Below are 19,296 nucleotides of genomic sequence, written 5' to 3'. Positions count from 1 at the left end.
GATTAAACAACTCCGGTGAATTCGATACCCAGTTTTTGTTGAAGTTTTTCAGTCATTTTAAAAATTTCTTTTAACAGGGTTTGATCGAGGGCTGAAAGATTATGGGGATTAATATAATTGTCAGGGCTTTTTTCTTCGTCCATAATGGTGGTGATCTGTCTTACAAATCTTAATTGCATCATATAATTATAGGCCCTGACAATATCAGTGTATTCTTTACTGGTTAATGCATGCCGGGTGTAGAGTCTGAACAGCCTTGTCAAGGTATTGGTTTGTGAAATGCCGTTTTTAAGGGCATAGACCCTCGTAAAATCAATAAGCGGCAGCATAGCCAGTTTTATATCCAAAGATCCTTTTTGCTCACCCTGGGTTTCCACGATAAGTTTGCCGAACCGACCAATGGGCGGTTTGAAATAAAGAGTGTTTTCCGTGAGGTTTCTTAAAAACCCGGCCCAGCCTCCTATGGCACCCAGAAGATATTCTTTTAATTCATCTGCCAGGGCTATGTCTCCCCAGGTTCCCCGGAAATCGAAAAAAATACTGGAATGAAGAAGATTTTCAGGATTTGAGGTCCGAATCCAGGTGTTGAAATACTCTTTCCATTTGGATAAGGGCTGGCACCATTTCGGGTTTTTTGCCATGTTATTACCGTCACAGAACCTGTATCCCGCTAAATCCAGCTGGTCACAGATGAGTTGAGAAAGCTCGTCAAAATAGTGTTTTGCCTCTTTGGGGTGTTCAGCGTCTTCATAGACAATGGCGTTGTCTTGGTCAGATATCAGGGTCTGTTCTTCACGGCCCTCCGACCCCATGGTTAAAAATGCAAATTTGCAAGGCGGGGGATCCATTTTATCAAGGGAAAATTTTATTACCTTATCAATTATTGCATCTGAAAATGTAGCGATCAGGCGCGTGATGTATTCAGGGCTGGCTCCATTTTTTATGGGGTCGAGAAGCATTTTTTCAAGCTTTGAATGAATATTTTCAATTTGCTGAATGGTCTTGGCGGATTTAACGGTTTTTATCAGAAGATATGTTGATTTTGTCTGGGCGGATATGAGATCTTTTTCACTGACGATACCGGTAATATCACCTGATTGGCTATAAACAGCCAAATGCCTTTTGTCATTTTCGATCATGGATAAAAATGCTTCAAACACCTGGCAGTCAGCTGAAATGGAAATAATGGGGGAGGACATAATATCTGAGACGGGTTGGGACATATCCATATTTTGTGCCACTGCTTTTTTCCTTAGATCTGCATCAGTGACAATGCCTTGAATGGTTCGCTTGTCTTTTTTTATCAAAATAGCACTGGCATTGTTCCGGCTCATTTTAATGGCTGCATTTTCAATGCTGGTCTCCATCGGACAGGTGATAATATTGGGCTTGAAAATGCTCCGGATGGGTCGATTGAAAAAGGGCAGGTTAAATTCCTTGTCTTTTATCTGTCTTGAAATAATTCCGGAAAAGGATTTGTTCAGCATGCATTTGCCGAATTCATTGGTAAAATAATCTTGAAATTCTGAATTTTCATTACATAAGGTTAAAAAAAAATCTGCCTTAAGGGTCATAAAGACTGAGTCTTCAAGAAGCTTTAAGGATCTGATGGAAACCGCATCATTCAATAGAATTGAAATACCGCCAAAATTGTCTCCAATCTTCAATTCTCCGGACAGTATTTTTGTATTGTTCATCTCATAATAATATTGAGCATGGCCCCTGGAGAGAATATAAAGTTTTTCAACCCTTGTGATTTCCTGTTCAAGGAGAATAGTGTCTTTCTTGACTTTTTCATAGGAGAACGCATGGGTCAATTTCTCCTGCTCCTGCTTTGAAAGCACTGAGAATGGATACGTCTGTAATTCTTTTTTCAAATAAAATTCACCCTTTTTCAGAATTCATGAGGTTGATGGTGCAAACGTTTTTTCTGCCGGCAAAAACAGATCTTTTGAAATTTCTATATATTCCATTTTATCGAACCCAAACAGTTTTGCAAATAAAAACGCAGGAAATGCAACTGCTCTTGTATTAAAATAGTTCACTTCATCGTTATAACGCCGCTTTATCAAAAGTATGTTGTTATGGGCTTCATAAACACTGTTTCTCAAGGCTTTAAATTGTTGAGAACTTTGTTCAGGAGACCCTTCCAATTGAATGAACAGGTCTTTTAATTGGAACGTCAGTTTTGACTGAGAAATTTCAAATTCTTTGATCAGTTCCTTTTCAAGGGGGGTTTTTTGAGAAATGACCAGTTGCAAAATCTTGTTTGCTTTTTGGGCTGTTTGGTTTATCCCTGGCCTATCTATTGGTGTCTTACTTTTTTCTGCCATTTCAATAAGTCCGGGTAATAACTCCGACCTCTTTTGGCAGGCATCCGTCAAAATTGACTTTGAAGCTTCAATTCTATTTTGGGATCTCCAAAAACTGGTGTATCCCCCTAAAACAACACAAAACAATACAATTCCAAAAAAAACAAAACAGAATCCGGCAACTTGAAACCATCGATGCGGCATATGTCACTCCTTTTTAGTGTTAACGGTTAATGTGCACTCAAGTATCATTTAAATACCGAATAGTTCAACTAATATTTTAATCGCGCATAATAAGTTTTTTTAGATGCTTTAATGGCATCTTTGAGAGTCAGGACTCCATTGCTGTTTAAAATGGGGAGCAATTTTAAAAAAATTTCTGCTGTTGCTATGGCATCCCCAAGGGCTGTGTGCCTTCCGATAATATTAACCCCCAGGCGGTTTGCAATATTTTCCATATCATGCTGTTCATGGACGGGATGCAAGACTGCAGATAAAAGAAGCGTATCAAGTACGGGGTTTAGAAATTTAATATGGGTGGTCTTTTCCTTGTTTTTTAACATCTTCATGTCAAAAGCAATATTATGCCCCACAAACACCGTGTCTGAAGTGAATTTTTTAAATACAGGTAAAATCGTATTGATATCCTTTTTTCCGGCCACCATTTCATAATTAATACCATGAATTTTATAAGATTCCATAGGGATATCTCTTTTCGGGTCCACCAGTTCCTCAAAAATATCCTGGTATACGATTCTATTGTTGACAATTCTCACGGCAGCAATGGCTATAATCTCATCACCGCCATCCGTGTTCAGGCCGGTTGTTTCAGTATCAAAAACCGTGTAGGTGATGTTTTTTAAACTGGTGTCCAAAAGATCAAGATTCGCATCTTTAATATCAAAAAGATCAAAATCATAAAATTCAGGTCTGCTTACTGCCATTACAGCAGGTCTGTTTTCCCTGGTAGAGGAATATTTTAATTGGGATTTTGCTTTAATCCTGACCTGTGAACAGGGTTGATTGTTGTGTGCAATAATTTCAAATTCAGACCTGTTCTGCTTTAGAACATATCCAAATGAAGGCAAACCTCTTATTTTTTTTGAGAGCATATTTTTAATCTGGGTTTGACTTGCGGGACTTGCGGTATTTCCCTGCCATTTTATATCAAACCAGATTTCTTTTTTTCGTGTTGAAATTTCCAGATCAAATTCATTTTGTGTAGTGAATTCTGATAAATTTACCAGGAGAAAAACAAGTGCCACAGTGAATGAATAGGTGTCTGCCAAGATCCGTGTGTCATTGTCATCATTTGATAAATTGATATTTATCCCATTCTCATCCCATAGTTTTTTTTGTAGTGAAGAAAGAAAGAGGCTCAGAGAGAGGGTTGTTAAAGGCCTCTTATTCAAAGTTGAATCAAGAATAAAACTTGACATTTGAAGGTATTTCTCGTCAATGAGTTGAAAATCTCTGAAAAGCTCTTTATCCGTCTGTTTGATTAGATCGCTGATAAACGATCCTTCCTGTAAGATATTGTTGTCCAGCATTTGTTTAAAAGACAAAAGAGTTTGATTGATATTTTCATACCGCTCAATATCATCCGACACATCCTGGAAAGTAAGGATAAAACCGGTCATCAGGTTATTCTGATCAAGGATAGGTGTGATTTCAATGCTGATCAAGCGTCCGGTATAAATAGGGGTAAAAAAATAAGAGGCCACACTCTGTCTGCCATTATTAAGGTGTTCTTCAATTTCTTCAATGGCATGGGCAATCAATGTCTTATCAATCAGGTGGAAAATGGATCTGCCAAGCCCGATAAAATATTCAGCTGTGCTTGAATGGGTTTCTTGTGTAAACATTTTTTTTGCAAGAGAATTAAACAGTAAAATTCTGCCGCTATTATTGCAGATAATAACCCCCTGGGGGAGTTCAGCCATGATAGCCGCCAGTAAATTTCTTTCTTTTTCAGTCTCTTTTCTGGCAACAAGTATCTGTTGGGTAATGTTTTTGTTCAGGTTCTCAAACATATCTGCAAAGTTATTAATTACAGATGTTAAATTATTAATATCTTTATTCCCTGTGATGGTTAATCTGTGGGAAGGGTTGGATGAATAAATCATGGCGGCTTCGGCAGAGATTTTTTTCAAAGGCTCGATGTAGGAAATAAATATAAATTCAAGCCCGGCAAATGCTACAGAAGCACAAATAAAAATAGCGCTGATAATGTATAAGGAATGATCGCTGGTGATGGTAGTGACAGCATGAATTTGTTCTTCACTCAATGTCTGCCATAAAAAAAATAAAATACCGCTGATAACAACCATTGTTGCAAGCAGGGTAAAAAAAATAATTTTCCAGAATCGGTTGGTCTGCTTCATTCAATCCAAAGACAAGAAGAATTCTATGATAAAAAGATTCATCATAGAATTCTTCTTTTTAAGATTTAATGTTTATTTAAGTAGGGTGGTTATCCCCACCATCCCCAACCGAAACTGGCAGTGAACAAAATACAGAATATGATTGTTGCGATTAGATATTTATCTTCTAACGCCATAATATGTCCTCCTTGAAAAAGTTTTATGCAAAATAACTTATGCCATGTCATCTGCTTCTTTGGTTACATCCAGAGTTTCAACATCCGCACGCCGGATCTGTTCTTCGGACGTGGTAGACATTTCAGCTTTAAAGCAAAGAGCCCACATCATGATAATACCAACGATCCACCAGGCAATCTGCCATGACCATAGTGCAGGGAATCCGCAGAAGGAAAATGCATTGTTGCCCAGCATAATAGCGGGTCCAAGAGCAAAGAAATACCATATCGGAATAATAATCTTCATCCTGGAACGCCATATTTTACCATTCTCAGAAGGTCCGTCAATGCTGTCAAGCCATTCTCTGACTTCTTTTTGCCGCGCATCGGTTTCTTCAGTGTTTTTGAATCCAAGCCCGCGGCAAGCGTATGCCACGGCAAAACCGGCAAAAAGGCCCCAGAATGCCGTATGCATTGACAAGGGATATTTCCAGACAAAATAGGTTAACATATTTACGATAATACCGGCAAGAAGACCTAAAGCTGCGCCGGTGGTGGGAAATTTAAAACCCCAGTGAACACCGCAGAGCATAAGGTACATAATGGTGCCAAAGGTCGTTGCAAACCCGCCAATCATAACAATGGCATCAGATGATGTCAGGCTGACCACCACAGCTGCAAATGTTAAGAGTGTAGCCATGACACGGTTGGTCCAGATCTGTTCGGAATGGCTGCCTTTCTGGCCTCTGACATATCTCCACCAGACATCTCTCTGGATGATGGTACCACCGGTACCAATATAGGGAGCGGAGGTGGAGTGGATGGCTGCAATGGCGCCAAGGAAAACAAGACCCAGGACAGGTCCTGGTAAGAATTTTGTCATGAGTTTGGGGACAACATCTCCGTTATTGGCGATGATCATTTCACCGGACAGCTCGAGAATTTTAGCACCCATTCCCTGGAAAGCTGAAAAGAAAAACAAGCAGACCCCGACAATAAATGTTGACATGAAAACCTGTTGCCAAGCCAAAGGTTTAGGAGATGCAATACCAAAGTTCCACAGAATAAAAGCCGGTGATGACTGAATACCCATAAGAGCAAACATATAGGTCAAGACCATCACCGCAGTCCAGCCGCCTCCGATACCAAAGTGGATAATCCCCGGCACTTGCGTAAAGTTAGGAGGAAGGGCCGCTAAAGACTTTGACATGCCGGACCATCCGCCAAAAGCATCGGATGTGACAACATAAAACCCTAACAGAATAATACCGCCGACCAAAAGCACAAACTGGAGAACGCCTACCCAGGTGCTGGCTTTAAGACCACCGGTGACCACATAGAACCATACAATAAAGGCCATGAATATAAGACCAATGGTCGGTGGAACGCCGGCTACCCAGTAAAATAGTTTTGATGCTGCGATCAGCTGAATGCCTGAATAAAAGATTGAATATAAAAGTGCTGCTATAACAACCAACCAGCGAATGAATTCATTATTATAGTAATATGCAAACATATCACCCGGGGTAATAAAGCCATAGCGTTTACCCATGAGCCAGTTTCTTTTGGCAAAAAACGCTCCGGTAATGGGAATGGTCAAGACATAGAACGAAGCAAATGCATATACCAGCCCCACCTTCCAGATCAAACCTGGATGCCCTACAAATGTCCACCCAGAAAAGGAAGCCGCGGTTGCTGCCATTAAGAATGCTATAAAAGGGATGGAACGCCCTGCAATTCCATAGCCTGATGCGGTTTTTTCAGTAAAAAAACCTTTTAAACCCCACCAGAAACAATAAATGATGTATATTCCTAACAATAGAAATACCCAAGTTTTCGGTTCCATAAAAATTTTTCCTCCTGTATCATAATTTCTTTCGAATTTGGATGGATCACTTCATGATTATCATTTTTGATTAAGGATAATCAGGGCATATCACACCACCTCCTTCATCTTGTGACTGGGGACAGATTTAAATCTGCCCCCGTTCTTTTATGTTAAAAAATTTTATGCCTTGCTGCCATATCCGATTTTCCCTAAGGATTCTTCTATTTCATCCAGGGATGTGTAATCATCAATGGTAGCAGGGATTTTATAATCTTTTTTATCTGCAATGGCCCGCATGGTACCCCTTAAGATTTTGCCGGATCTTGTTTTGGGAAGTCGTTTGACCACCATGGCAGTCTTAAAGGATGCAACAGGGCCGATCTTGTTTCTGACCAGGCCAATAACTTCTTTGACCACCTCCTCATGATCTCTTTCAACACCGGCATTCAATACCATCATCCCAAGGGGTATCTGCCCCTTAAGCTGGTCTGCAACGCCCATGACCGCACACTCGGCTACATCCGGATGTTCTGCAATCACCTCTTCCATGCCGCCGGTGGACAGTCTGTGGCCAGCAACATTGATAATGTCGTCTGTTCTGGCCATGACAAAGACATAGCCGTCTTCATCAATAAACCCTGCATCAGAAGTTTCATAGTATCCCGGAAATACGCTCAGATAAGAATCGACATATCTTTGATCCTTCTGCCAGAGCGTGGGCAATGACCCCGGAGGCAGGGGCAGTTTGACTACAATTGCACCAATGTCTCCTGCGCCAATCGGGTTTCCGTCATCTCCCAGAACAGCCAGATTCCATCCCGGAGCCGCTTTTGTGGGAGATCCCGGTTTGACGTCAAACTGGTGAAGCCCGACACAATTGGCTGCAATGGCCCATCCGGTCTCTGTCTGCCACCAGTGATCAATCACCGGAACCTTGAGAGCGTTTTCCGCCCAGGTCAATGTATCCGGGTCCAGTCTTTCTCCTGCCAGAAACAAATAATTAAAGCAGGATAGATCAAAGTCTGACATCATTTGAGCACTTGGATCTTCCCTTTTAATAGCCCTGAATGCAGTGGGGGCCGTAAAAAGGGTGTTTACCTTATGCTGGGATATAACTCTCCAGAACACAGATGCATCGGGAGTCCCGACAGGCTTTCCCTCAAAAAGAATGGTGGTACATCCCTTAAGAAGGGGGCCGTAAACAATATATGAATGGCCTACGACCCAGCCAATATCTGAGGCTGCCCAGTATACATCACCCTTATCAACCCCGTAAATGGCTCCCATGCTCCATTTTAAAGCCACCATATGGCCGCCGTTATCCCTTACAACCCCTTTGGGTTCTCCTGTTGTTCCGGAAGTGTAAAGGATATAAAGCGGATCAGTGGCTTTTACAGGAACACAATCTTTGGGACTTGCTGCTTCCATTTCATCATTCCAGTCAAAATCCCGGCCGTCTATCAAATCTGCCCGGGCCTGAGGCCTTTGTAAAATAATACAAGCATCAGGTTTGGAATCGGACAATTCAATAGCCTCATCTAAAAGCGGCTTGTATTCAATGACCTTTTTCACCTCAATACCACAGGACGCGGTTACAATTACTTTGGGTTTGGCATCATTAATACGGGTGGCCAGCTCATTGGCTGCAAATCCGCCGAATACCACAGAATGGACAGCCCCAATCCTGGCACAGGCCAGCATTGCAAAAACTGCTTCCGGGATCATGGGCATATAAACAACAACCCTGTCACCCTTGCCGACTCCCTTAGATGCCAGAACCCCGGCAAATTCTGCAACAATCTCTTTAAGCTTAGAATAGGTATATTTTCTGATGGTACCTGTTACCGGGCTGTCATAGATAATGGCATCCTGATCACCCAGGCCATTCTCCACATGAAGATCAACCGCATTGTAACAGGTGTTTGTTTCTCCTCCTACGAACCACCTGTAGAAAGGCTTGTTTGAATCATCCAGTACTTTATCCCATTTTTTATACCAGTGGCAGTCTTCAGCAATGGCCCCCCAAAATCCGTCAGGATCATTTATGGATTGATCATAGGCTTTGTCATACAAATTGGACATATAATAACCTCCCAAAACTTCAGCGGATAAATTATTTTTCAACCATGGTCTTGATTTCTTCAACAACTTCCGGATTTGCAAGGGTCATGACATTCCCCACATCAGTCTTATTGGAGATAGCACCCAAAACCCTTCTCATGATCTTTCCTGACCTGGTTTTCGGCATATCCGGAACCAGCCATACTTTTCTGGGTTTGGCAATTCTTCCGATCTGCTCACATATGGCATCTGAGATTTTCTGCGCAAGTTCATCCGTTGCAGGGATGCCAGGCTTAAGAGCAATATACAGATCAGGTTCCTTGCCTTTAATCTCATGGGCAACCGGCACAACTGCAGCCTCAGCGACTTCATCAACAACAAGAGACGCAGACTCGATTTCTTTGGTACCCAGTCTGTGACCGGACACATTGATGACATCATCGATTCTTCCAAGGATCCTGTAGTAGCCGTCTTCGGACATGGTGGCTGCATCACCGGTCAGGTATGGCCAGTCTTTCCAGTCCTTGCTGTCGGGTTTTGTATTATACATTGCAAAATAAGTATCAACAAACCTGTCCCTGTCACCCCAGATGGTCTGGAACATTCCGGGCCAGGGATTCTGGATGCAGATATTACCGGCTATTCCGGGTTCCGCAACTTCATTGCCATCATCATCAAAGATAATCGGATGAATTCCGGGAACACCCGGACCCGCACTGCCCGGTTTCATGGGTTTGAGAGCCGGGACTGTACTACAGAGGAATCCTCCGTTTTCAGTCTGCCAATAGGTATCAACAAGAACGGCTTCTCCCTTACCAACAGCAGATTCATACCATTTCCATACAGCAGGTTCGATGGGTTCACCAACGGTTGTCATATGTTTGAAATGATAGTTATATTTTGCGGGTTCATCAGGCCCGAGTTTCCTTAAAGCCCTGATGGCTGTCGGTGCGGTATGGAAAATGTTGACATCAAGCTCCTGGGCAATTCTCCAGGATCTTCCTGCATCCGGGTAGGTTGGGACCCCTTCAAAAATCACAGAAGAGGCACACAGGGCAAGCGGGCCGTAAACAATGAATGAGTGGCCTGTGATCCATCCGATATCTGCCATGCACCAGTAAACGTCTTCAGGATGAATGTCCTGGATATATTTTGACATGGCGGTGACATAGGCAAGGTATCCGCCGGTACCATGCTGGCAGCCTTTAGGTTTGCCCGTGGTACCACTGGTATACATTAAAAAGAGAGGATCTTCACTCAACATTTGTTCGGGTTCAACCCTGGCACCATAATAGTCTTTTAACTTTTCATTGACAAAAATGTCTCGTCCTTCGACCATTGGGGTATCGGAAGAATATTTCCCCGGATATCTCTGCCATACAAGGACGGTATCCACTTCTTGCCCCTGATCCGCTGCAATTTTAACAGCTTTATCAGCATTGCTTTTATGTTCAAGTAGTTTTCCTGCGCGGTAGTAGGCATCTGTGACAATCAATACCCTGGATTGGGAATCAACAATCCTGTCTGCACTTGCACTGGGTGCGAACCCGCCGAAAACAACCGAGTGAATAACACCCAGTCTTGCGCAGGCCAGCATGGTAATGGGAAGTTCTGCTGACATGGGCATGTGGATGGTGACCCGGTCTCCTCTTTTAAGTTTTGCCGTATCACGCAACAATGCTGCAAATTCATTCACCCTGACATAAAGTTCCTGATAAGTGATATGCTGAACGCTTTCTTCTTCCAGCTCAGGAACAAAATGTATGGCAGTTTTATTTTTATTGTCTTTTAAATGGCGATCAATACAATTGTAGCTGGCATTGAGTTTTCCGCCTTTAAACCATTTGTAGCAGGGGGCGTCACTGCTATCCAGGACTTCATCCCAGTACTTGTACCATGTCAGCAGATCAGCAAATTCCGTATAATAATCTGGAAAATTATCCAGACTGAACCTGTCAAAAATTCCTTCATCGGTAAGGTTGGCCTGAGCAATAAATTTTGTGGATGGATAATAATAGTCTTCCTCTTTCCAGTGAACAGCTATCTGGGCCTCAGTGGTTTCGACAACTTCTTTTTTGCTCATGAATCATCTCCTTTGGTTTGATATTGGTTTAACTGCTAAGTTGTTAAAATTAAAAGAAAACAATAAAGATAGCACCACCTCCCTTTTTTACAAATAAATACTGGTATTAATAAAAATATATATCTTACAACTTAAACTTATTTTTACTTAAAGCAGCCTGCTTTTCCCAGTTCAGGCCAAGTACAGGCAACGTACCAAAGGAGAAGAAAAATCGTAGTCATTTAGTGAATCCGATTTATGTCGTAGTGTATGAATTATTAAGAACGAAAGCGGAAGTCAACAAAAAAAAGCGTTTTTTTAAATAAAATTCCTGTAAAAATCTGCAATACCTGTATTGCTTGGTAAGAAAAAGATGCTAACTTGCCAAAATCCTTGGGAATAAAGCGTCTTAAACATTGTTTGATCTCCTCAAACAAGAAATTTTTAAGTAAAAAATTGTGCTTTTATTAAAAAAAAATAAAATAAATTGATGTTTTCCCAAGCATGGAATCAGAAATTTCGGTGGATTGTGTAATTGTTCCATTATTTCGCACATTGTTACTAATAAATTTTTATTGCATGAAAACAAAAGTTTCGTTTATAGTGTCTTGAATTGTTGATTTATTAAAATAAAAAAAGAAAGGGTATAAAAATGAAAAATCCTGTTGATAACTACTGGAACCTCAAATTGGAATCTGTAAAAGAGAACCTTGAGAATAATAATTTTGAAGTCTTTATAGCCCAGAATGCAAAGGCTGCAAAAGAGATTGCCACCAATGATATCATCCCTAAACTTAACATTAAAAGTGTTTCATGGGGCGGTTCAATGTCCTTTGTTGCCACCGGCCTTTTCCATGAATTAAAGGACAGCCCGGATATTGAAGTCCTCAATACATTTGATCAAACCCTTTCAAAAGAAGAAATGATGGACTTAAGAAGACAGTCCTTAATGGTAGATTTGTTTATTACCAGTACAAATGCAGTCACTGAAGCAGGCCAGCTGGTTAATCTTGATATGATAGGAAACAGGGTTGCAGCTATAATGTGGGGTCCCAAAGCCGTATTACTAATAATTGGCAGGAATAAAATTACAGGTGACCTGGAAGATGCCATGGTCAGGATAAAAAATTATGCCGCCCCTGTAAATACCATGAACCTCGACAAGAAAACACCCTGCCGCAAAACCGGTGTTTGTCATGATTGCAGCAGCCCTGACAGAATTTGCAATTACTGGACAATTACAGAAAAAAGTTTTATAAAAAACAGGATTAAAATTATTCTTGTAAACGAAGATTTGGGATTTTAAAATATGCAGAAAATTATGGTTTTCCAACAGAATGGGTCCGGGAAAAGTAAAATAGAGGGTATTAATAAATTCGGTGAGAAACAATTTATTATTAAAACATTTGATATTGATGAACCGTTGCCGCCTGTGATTGACAATACATCACAATATTTGCCGGATAAGATTGAAGTAGATATTGTGCTTGATTATTTAAAACACAGGGACCTTTCAGATGATTTAAGCGTTTTATGCAAAAAATTCAATGTCCCGGTTATTGCTTCAGGAAAAAAAATAACAACCGGGGATGCCATTTGTCCTCCAATATGCTGTGCACTTTCCAGGCAGGATTGTCTTGGAGATTATGGCAAGGCTTTTGGTAAACCTGAAATTGAAGTAATGACAAAAAAAGACGTTATTACAAATATCAAGGTCTCAAAGGGTGCGCCCTGCGGGGCTACATGGAATGCGGCCAAAAAAATAAAAAATATGCCTATTGAAAAGGCGTTGACACGATTCGGTCTTGAGGTTCAATTTTTTTGTTCGGCAGATCCGGCATCCTGGGATCCGCTTTGGGGGAAAAGCCCGGTTCATCTTGCGGCAGACGTTCATACCGCTGTTTTGAAAGCCCGGTTAAAGAAAAAAAAATAAAATTCAGATATTGGGGTTGATTAACTAATATCTGATTTCAAATGTTTCAAAATTCGATGGGGCTTCTGCTTTTTCAGCCAGGACATCTTCAACTTTTGATGCTGCAGGCCCTTTATGACACCAGTCCATCATCTGGGTGACACTTGGTTGTTCTCCTTCGAAGACAGCCTCTACAGAGCCATTGGACAGATTTTTGACATATCCTTTAACGCCAAGCCTGTCGGCCGTATTTTTGGTGTGGAACCGGTAAAAAACGCCTTGGACTCTGCCGCTGACAATAACTTTAATTTGAATTTTCTTCGGCATCGGGGTTTCTCCTATAATTTATTTCGCTTAGTGATGCTTTTTTAATAATATTGGTGCCAAATTTTTCCGATATCGAATCTACAGCCGAATCCACCGATTCCCATTGCTTTTTCTGCCTGTTTGGATCTTGAATCAACTGCATCTGGACCGGGGTGTTTTTATCTTTGAGTGCTGTGACACCAACACCCACCAATCTTATTCTCTTTTTTAACTGAATTTTTTTATACAGGGCAAGTGCTTCGTTAAAGATAGCAGATGAAGAACAAATGGATGTATCAAGTTTTTTGCTCCTGGTAATTTGTGAAAAATCAGAGAACTTAAGCTTTATAAATACATTTTCACACACAAGATTTTTTTTTCTTAAATCCCTGCCAACACTTTGAGATCTGCCCAGTATCACCTGTTTAATGGTTTCAAAATCAAAGATGTCTTTTGGCAGGGTTGTCTCACTGGAAATGGATTTTCTCGTATAATTGGTTTCGACCCTTGACGGATCAATACCATTTGAAAGCGCTATCAGCTTTTGACCCATTTTACCAAATTTTTGGGTTAATATGGGGAGGGTAAATTTATTTATGTCTCCCAGGGTTCTGATCTGCAATATCTCCATTACCTTCATTGTACTTTTCCCGATTCCCGGTACTTTCTGGATGGGCAGGGTAAAAATGAAATTTTTCACCTGGTGTTCTTTAATATGGGTTAATCCATCCGGTTTGTTCATGTCAGATGCGATTTTTGCCAGAAATTTAATGGGTGCAATCCCAACAGAGCAGGTTAAAAACAGGTCATTGTTGATCTTGTTTTTTATGGCAAGGCCAATTTCTTTTGGTGAGCCGAACAGCCTTTCACACCCCTTAATATCAACATATGCCTCATCAATGGAAACCTGTTCCATCAGCGGGGAAAAATGTGAAATAATCTCCATTATTTTTTTTGATTCAGCCTGATATTTTTTCATATTCCCGGGAACAATCACAAGATGGTCACACTTTTGTTTTGCCTGGAATACCGGCATGGCTGACCGGATACCGAATTTTCTTGCTTCATAACTTGCCGTTGCCACCACGCTTCTTTCTGACTTACCTGATACTATAACAGGTTTGTTTCTTAAAGCTGGATTGTCTCTTTGTTCAATCGCCGCAAAAAACGCATCCATGTCAATATGCAAGATCATTTTTTTTATCTCAAGAATATATTTGTAATCTTGCCCATGGTATAGGATAATATTTTTCGGGTCAAGATTTACATGTTCCCTTCACAGGGCCAATCGCATGTACATTGAAAAAATTTTTAGATATCTTGGCATTGAATGAAACTAAGTTTTTTAAAATAATCAAGTTCAACTCCAATATGGTTTAGTGGAAGATTTGTCCATTTGATTGAGTTTGGTAAATATTGAATAGCACTTTACACAAATTTGAAACACTGATACTGTTTTATAGATCAAATTTTTTAATCGTTGCATGTCGGATAACATTCCAAATTACATGAAATCCAGATCTGCATAATAACTGGTTAGGCAAAGGATTGTGAAATGAATTGTGAAGATATAATATATCTGGACGCTGAATATTTGAGTAAAAAATATGAAGATGAGAATAACGAGCCAGTTATGACTTCGCTTGTTCGTGACGAAGGTTTTCAAGCAGGAATAAAAATCCCATTTGCTAGTGGTGGGGCACATTCAAAAGAGGTGAAATTATATAAAGTTTCAGTATATGGCATGTACAAAGGCTTAAAAAGTAGTCTCGAACAATACCCTAAAATTCAAGAAGTCAATAAGGATGTTCATGGCAATGTTTGCTGGGTGAGAGGCAGACTTTTTGTCGCCCAACATAAAAGGATTAGGCAATCGGGGAGCACTGAGGAAGTTTTAGAAGACGGGTTGGCTTTCGAAATCGAACTTAAAGATACCAACAATATAATACTTGTTACCAAAGATGAATATTTTTCATCTGGATATGAAAACATATTGAATCTGCTGTCGCCAATATATCTGTCTGTAGATTCAAATGTTAAGTGTATTCTTAAAGTGATTGGTTGGAATGAGGTTATAAAAAGGGCAGTTGGTGTTCCGTATATAATTCATGATGTGGCTAACAAAACGCATTCACAAGGATGCTCGTAACCTCACGCCAGTGATGTGCAGCGTTCATTTCCAAAAAAGAAGGGATACATGAAATCAAAAAGAATGTCACCGGCTGCAATTAACGCCTTGAAAGAAGCACTATGTAGCATTTATTGGTATAAAAATGAATTGAGAAGCTTTTTAACAAATTGCCTGAATGATAGGCATCTTGTTGCAAGTTTAGATTGGAATAACTACAAACGACAAATTGTCTCTGATTTAGTTGATATTCTTTGTAGTGATCAAGATAAATACCTGTCAGCCCTTACAAGGCTTTGCTTCGAGACAATTAGTATCAACAACTTTTCACATTTAGAGCTTATTGATGGAGGGAAACAGAAGGCAGAACGAGCGAGGAATGCTGTGAAGCAACTTAAGGAGTTGGTCGAACCCCACCAGGAATTGAAAAAAGAAAAAGAACAATTAGAAGCCAGAAAAAGAGATTATTCTGATAAATTAAAGAGCAATAAAGCAGTAAGAAAAAAACTTGCAGAGTTGAATGCATCTTTTTTGGGAATTGCCACAGGTGGAAATGCCCAGAAAAAGGGATATGAGCTTGAAAAGTTAATGTATGATATCTTTGAGCTTTTTGATTTAGACCCAAAGGCTTCATTTAGAATTATTGGTGAGCAGCTGGATGGATCTTTCTATTTAGAAGGCACAGAATACCTTTTCGAAGCAAAATGGCACGCTCTACTTATATCAGCCAATGATTTAGATTCATTCTCAATGAAAGTATCACGAAAATTGGACAATACCCTGGGTGTATTTTTATCAATGAATGGCTTTTCTGAAGATGGTATAAGAGCTCATTCAATTGGCAGACCAAACATTATCCTAATGGATGGGTCGGATTTAATGGCGGTACTTGAAGAGAGAATAGATTTGGTCTCGTTATTAATAAGAAAAAAAAGACATGCAGCACAAACAGGGGAAATATATCTTCCTGTGTATAAGTTGGGTCTATAAAGAGCGAGCAAGGCTAATATAAGGAAACATAATTGTTGAATAATGGTACGCCGCAAATCTTCTACGATATTGATAATTGTTGTGTCGATTTATATGATACTTTCACAGGTTTAATCTTTGATGATATTCAACAGTATTATGATGAAATGTCTATGATCCCTCAATGGGTCTACCATACTGGCATAGATTCCGATTCTGCTGTAAGCAAAGATATATTTAATAACTGGGTCAAAGAAATTACTAATGAAAGGTATTACAAACATTTGTTTCTTGCAGATTGCCATAATTTAATAGGAAGTGTCCAGAATAGATTGATGTCGACGAGAACACAATATCAAAATTTTTTCAGATATTTAGAAAATGTAAACGCAATCGTATTAGAAAAAGATGGATATTATTGGACCTCTGGAGAAAATATTGTGGCAGTTTTTTCCGCGTTACATGACCTTATAATAACGATGTACGCGTCATTAGATTTATTGGCCAAATTATCATTTCAATTTGAGAATATGCCTAATGATTTTTCCAAATATCGGAAAATGAAATGCAAAAAAACACTTTTCGGTGACAAACGTAAAATTCAAAGAATTGATTTTACGGACACGGTATTTGAAGATTCGAAGACTATAAAAATAATCGAAAATTTAAGGCATGAACTTATTCATAACGGAACATGGGAGTCAGTTCCAAAGGTCCATTACAAGATTGAAGATAAAAATGTAGTCGAAAAATTTATTTTCCTGCCAGATTTGTTAGAATCAGGAACTCTTGAAGTTGCAATCAATAGGAAAAGATTCTTCTCTAATGATCAAAAAATCAATGAGAAACTGCCTGATTTATGTGGTGAATTCTGGGCGCGAGTACTGGCGACATTAAATAAGTTGAGGAAGGTTAACTATTGATCGGGGGACACCTTACTTACTTCCAACAATAAAAATGAACCGGGTGTGACCGGTTATTTTCAAAGTTCTCTTAAAAAAAATATGATGATTAATAAAATCCAAAACCATTATAGAATACAGCATGATTTTGTGCCTATTGTTTAAAATATGGACTACTCTTTTTTTCAAACTTTAGCATTACAATTAGTATTTGATATTGGAAGATATTTTAGATAATATTTTTGACAAATTTTCAACATGAAATTATGACGGTACATTTTTTGGTAAACTTGTTAAGTACCATAAGGAGCAAGGCCCATGAAAAAAATAATAGTTACTGATCTAACAAGATTTTCTAAAGGCGATAAGGTTTGTACTGCTGGCATTGATGTTGATACAGGGGAGTGTTTAAGACCAATGCCATATTTAAACAGCGCTCGTTGTGCAGAACTAAATATTCAACCTGGTGCTATTCTTAAAGGCGATCTTAACATCCATGTTAATACCACAAGTCCACACATTGAAGATGCAAACTACACAAAACTCGAATTTCATGGTCCATCTAAAGCAAAAGAATTTAAAGACATATTGGATAACTCATTGTCTGGAACGGTATCATTAGGTTTTGGTATTGCATTTGGGGTTGGACAAAAATATATTCCAATTGAAATGAATGCGAACTGTTCCATAATTACTATAAAAGTTAACCCCTATGAAATTCAGATTCACGAAGATCAATATAAGCCGGGTAAAGTAAAATGCAGCTTTACTGACCAAAGTGGAAATCAATTTAGATATTTGTCAATAACAGACCGTGGTTTCTATGATTATGCTCAGCGTCATCAGAACGATGGTAGCCTTAATATACTTCAAAATTTTCTTCAGTCTCAAGATGATATATATTTAAGAATAGGTTTAAGTAGAGCTTTTCAAATTAGTGACCGAAATGGTTATTGGTTGCAGGTAAATGGAATATATACATTTCCTAAATTCCACCAGGAAATTAGGAGCTACCAGTAAGGACACCATAAATGAATATGATTTATACTATAGGTTTCACAAAGAAGAATGCGGAAACATTTTTTGGGCTTATCAAGTCTGCTAATGTTTCAACATTAATTGATGTTCGTCTAAATAATGTTTCTCAGTTAGCTGGCTTCGCTAAAAGAGATGACCTAAAGTATTTCTTAAAAATACTTTGTGATGCGGAGTATGTACATGTGCCTAAACTGGCGCCGACGAAAGAGATTCTTAACGCATACAAGAAAAAAGAAATATCTTGGGAAAAATATGAAGATAAGTTTTCAAATTTAATGGCTCAGCGTCATATCGAACGATTAGTTGAGCCTGAAATTTTAAACAATAGCTGTTTATTGTGTAGCGAGCATGAACCTATCCATTGTCATCGACGTTTGGTAGCCGAGTATTTAAGCAAGAATTCAGACGTTGAACTCAAAATTAAGCACCTTTATTAAAATGAATAGAATTATTATTTTATATCCGAAACTTTTTAAATCTTATGATAAGTTTTCAAGAAAAATATTGAAAATAACACAAAATATTGAATCATTTTCAATCATATGTCCAGATGACCCCAATAATTTCATAAAAAGATTAAGATCAAAAAATGATATAAACACTGAAATTCATATAGATGAAAACTGGAAAGAAAGTGAAGTGACTCATGGTATCGTATTCGATGATGGCGAGGAATTTCCTATAGAAACAAAATTTCTTAAATCAAAAAGTATTCCTTTGAGAATAATAACAATTGCTATAACTCGTGTAATTAATATCAAAAAAGAGACTAAATATCGTAATGTAAAAAGCACTCCAACTTATCAATACATCGGGCGAGGTTCATATTGGGGTAATCCATATTCAATGAATGAAGGTGGGGATGGCAGGGAAGAAGTCATTAGAAAATACAAGTATGACTTTGATTTTGAAACATTTCCAAACAAAGACAAGTCAGAAGTGTATAAGCTATCGGGTAAAAGGCTTGGATGTTTTTGCAAACCTGAAGCATGCCATGGAGATATACTAGCAGATTTTTTAAATTCTTTGGACGATGGTAAATAGTTGATCTTCCCCCAAAAAACTGGAGACGAAGTTAATCCACATCATAAATATTATCCAATCGGGTAGCCGGGGGTTTTAATCCCCCAGCCCCCACAACACCCTGCATGCGGGTCCGCACAGGGCGTTTCACCAAGATTACCGGGCCGAGGCCGGGTAATGAATTTTCACCCACTGATCTTTGACAGATATTAACCC

16 protein-coding genes are annotated in these 19,296 nt (G+C 39.2%); 8 read left to right on the top strand and 8 right to left on the bottom strand.

Going from position 1 to position 19,296, the window contains the following annotated elements:
* Positions 1-2: 2 nt before the first annotated feature.
* The 6 genes from QAI40_RS01665 to acs all read right to left on the bottom strand — a co-directional run bounded on the left by QAI40_RS01665 (position 3) and on the right by acs (position 10,823).
* Positions 3-1,877, bottom strand: coding sequence for a DUF294 nucleotidyltransferase-like domain-containing protein (locus QAI40_RS01665; RefSeq protein ID WP_299976816.1), 1,875 nt, complete (start codon positions 1,875-1,877; stop codon positions 3-5).
* A gap of 24 nt (positions 1,878-1,901) precedes the next feature.
* A complete protein-coding gene (locus QAI40_RS01660) occupies positions 1,902-2,516 on the bottom strand; it encodes a LemA family protein (protein WP_299976819.1) in 615 nt (204 codons plus the stop codon).
* Positions 2,517-2,584: 68 nt separating this feature from the next.
* Positions 2,585-4,696, bottom strand: a complete 2,112-nt coding sequence (locus tag QAI40_RS01655) for a 3'-5' exonuclease (RefSeq protein WP_299976822.1) — start codon at positions 4,694-4,696, stop codon at positions 2,585-2,587.
* 213 nt (positions 4,697-4,909) lie between these two features.
* Positions 4,910-6,697: a sodium:solute symporter family protein gene (locus QAI40_RS01650; RefSeq protein WP_299976825.1), complete on the bottom strand. Its 1,788-nt coding sequence runs from the start codon at positions 6,695-6,697 to the stop codon at positions 4,910-4,912.
* A 162-nt stretch (positions 6,698-6,859) separates the two neighbouring features.
* Complete coding sequence (locus QAI40_RS01645) at positions 6,860-8,761, bottom strand: propionyl-CoA synthetase (RefSeq protein WP_299976828.1); 1,902 nt, start codon at positions 8,759-8,761, stop codon at positions 6,860-6,862.
* A 31-nt stretch (positions 8,762-8,792) separates the two neighbouring features.
* Positions 8,793-10,823: an acetate--CoA ligase gene (gene acs / locus QAI40_RS01640; RefSeq protein ID WP_299976830.1), complete on the bottom strand. Its 2,031-nt coding sequence runs from the start codon at positions 10,821-10,823 to the stop codon at positions 8,793-8,795.
* Between the two features lie 631 nt (positions 10,824-11,454).
* On the opposite strand from acs, the gene QAI40_RS01635 reads away from it, so the two are divergent.
* Entirely contained in the window at positions 11,455-12,108 is a 654-nt protein-coding gene (locus QAI40_RS01635) for a lactate utilization protein (protein ID WP_299976833.1), read from the top strand.
* 3 nt (positions 12,109-12,111) lie between these two features.
* Positions 12,112-12,735, top strand: a complete 624-nt coding sequence (gene dfsP / locus QAI40_RS01630; protein ID WP_299976836.1) for a DUF166 family (seleno)protein DfsP — start codon at positions 12,112-12,114, stop codon at positions 12,733-12,735.
* Positions 12,736-12,759: 24 nt separating this feature from the next.
* On the opposite strand, the gene yccX is transcribed toward dfsP, so the two are convergent.
* Both yccX and dinB read right to left on the bottom strand, forming a co-directional pair.
* Positions 12,760-13,041, bottom strand: coding sequence for an acylphosphatase (yccX, locus tag QAI40_RS01625; RefSeq protein ID WP_299976839.1), 282 nt, complete (start codon positions 13,039-13,041; stop codon positions 12,760-12,762).
* Positions 13,019-14,215: a DNA polymerase IV gene (gene dinB, locus QAI40_RS01620; protein ID WP_299976842.1), complete on the bottom strand. Its 1,197-nt coding sequence runs from the start codon at positions 14,213-14,215 to the stop codon at positions 13,019-13,021. The genes yccX and dinB overlap by 23 nt, the downstream gene beginning before the upstream one ends.
* 360 nt (positions 14,216-14,575) lie before the next feature.
* On the opposite strand from dinB, the gene QAI40_RS01615 reads away from it, so the two are divergent.
* The 6 genes from QAI40_RS01615 (at position 14,576) to QAI40_RS01590 (ending at position 19,101) form a co-directional block, all read left to right on the top strand.
* Positions 14,576-15,169, top strand: coding sequence for a hypothetical protein (locus QAI40_RS01615; RefSeq protein WP_299976845.1), 594 nt, complete (start codon positions 14,576-14,578; stop codon positions 15,167-15,169).
* Between the two features lie 48 nt (positions 15,170-15,217).
* Entirely contained in the window at positions 15,218-16,138 is a 921-nt protein-coding gene (locus QAI40_RS01610) for a hypothetical protein (RefSeq protein WP_299976848.1), read from the top strand.
* A gap of 35 nt (positions 16,139-16,173) precedes the next feature.
* Positions 16,174-17,040, top strand: coding sequence for a hypothetical protein (locus QAI40_RS01605; protein ID WP_299976851.1), 867 nt, complete (start codon positions 16,174-16,176; stop codon positions 17,038-17,040).
* A gap of 297 nt (positions 17,041-17,337) precedes the next feature.
* Entirely contained in the window at positions 17,338-18,039 is a 702-nt protein-coding gene (locus tag QAI40_RS01600; protein ID WP_299976854.1) for a dual OB domain-containing protein, read from the top strand.
* A gap of 11 nt (positions 18,040-18,050) precedes the next feature.
* Positions 18,051-18,494: a DUF488 domain-containing protein gene (locus tag QAI40_RS01595; RefSeq protein ID WP_299976857.1), complete on the top strand. Its 444-nt coding sequence runs from the start codon at positions 18,051-18,053 to the stop codon at positions 18,492-18,494.
* 1 nt (position 18,495) lies between these two features.
* Positions 18,496-19,101, top strand: coding sequence for a DUF4326 domain-containing protein (locus tag QAI40_RS01590; protein ID WP_299976860.1), 606 nt, complete (start codon positions 18,496-18,498; stop codon positions 19,099-19,101).
* Positions 19,102-19,296: the final 195 nt, after the last annotated feature.

Source organism: Desulfobacula sp., assembly GCF_030611305.1.
GTDB lineage: Bacteria > Desulfobacterota > Desulfobacteria > Desulfobacterales > Desulfobacteraceae > Desulfobacula.
Note: the sequence above shows the minus strand (reverse complement) of the source record. Positions and strands in the feature narration are given on the sequence as shown.

Excerpts from the sequence above, each read along its gene's own strand:
- QAI40_RS01660 (WP_299976819.1), bottom strand. The coding sequence starts at position 2,516 with ATGCCGCATCGATGGTTTCAAGTTGCCGGATTCTGTTTTGTTTTTTTT.
- QAI40_RS01655 (WP_299976822.1), bottom strand. The coding sequence starts at position 4,696 with ATGAAGCAGACCAACCGATTCTGGAAAATTATTTTTTTTACCCTGCTT.
- QAI40_RS01650 (WP_299976825.1), bottom strand. The coding sequence starts at position 6,697 with ATGGAACCGAAAACTTGGGTATTTCTATTGTTAGGAATATACATCATT.
- QAI40_RS01645 (WP_299976828.1), bottom strand. The coding sequence starts at position 8,761 with ATGTCCAATTTGTATGACAAAGCCTATGATCAATCCATAAATGATCCT.
- acs (WP_299976830.1), bottom strand. The coding sequence starts at position 10,823 with ATGAGCAAAAAAGAAGTTGTCGAAACCACTGAGGCCCAGATAGCTGTT.
- QAI40_RS01635 (WP_299976833.1), top strand. The coding sequence starts at position 11,455 with ATGAAAAATCCTGTTGATAACTACTGGAACCTCAAATTGGAATCTGTA.
- dfsP (WP_299976836.1), top strand. The coding sequence starts at position 12,112 with ATGCAGAAAATTATGGTTTTCCAACAGAATGGGTCCGGGAAAAGTAAA.
- yccX (WP_299976839.1), bottom strand. The coding sequence starts at position 13,041 with ATGCCGAAGAAAATTCAAATTAAAGTTATTGTCAGCGGCAGAGTCCAA.
- dinB (WP_299976842.1), bottom strand. The coding sequence starts at position 14,215 with ATGATCTTGCATATTGACATGGATGCGTTTTTTGCGGCGATTGAACAA.
- QAI40_RS01615 (WP_299976845.1), top strand. The coding sequence starts at position 14,576 with ATGAATTGTGAAGATATAATATATCTGGACGCTGAATATTTGAGTAAA.
- QAI40_RS01610 (WP_299976848.1), top strand. The coding sequence starts at position 15,218 with ATGAAATCAAAAAGAATGTCACCGGCTGCAATTAACGCCTTGAAAGAA.
- QAI40_RS01600 (WP_299976854.1), top strand. The coding sequence starts at position 17,338 with ATGAAAAAAATAATAGTTACTGATCTAACAAGATTTTCTAAAGGCGAT.
- QAI40_RS01595 (WP_299976857.1), top strand. The coding sequence starts at position 18,051 with ATGAATATGATTTATACTATAGGTTTCACAAAGAAGAATGCGGAAACA.
- QAI40_RS01590 (WP_299976860.1), top strand. The coding sequence starts at position 18,496 with ATGAATAGAATTATTATTTTATATCCGAAACTTTTTAAATCTTATGAT.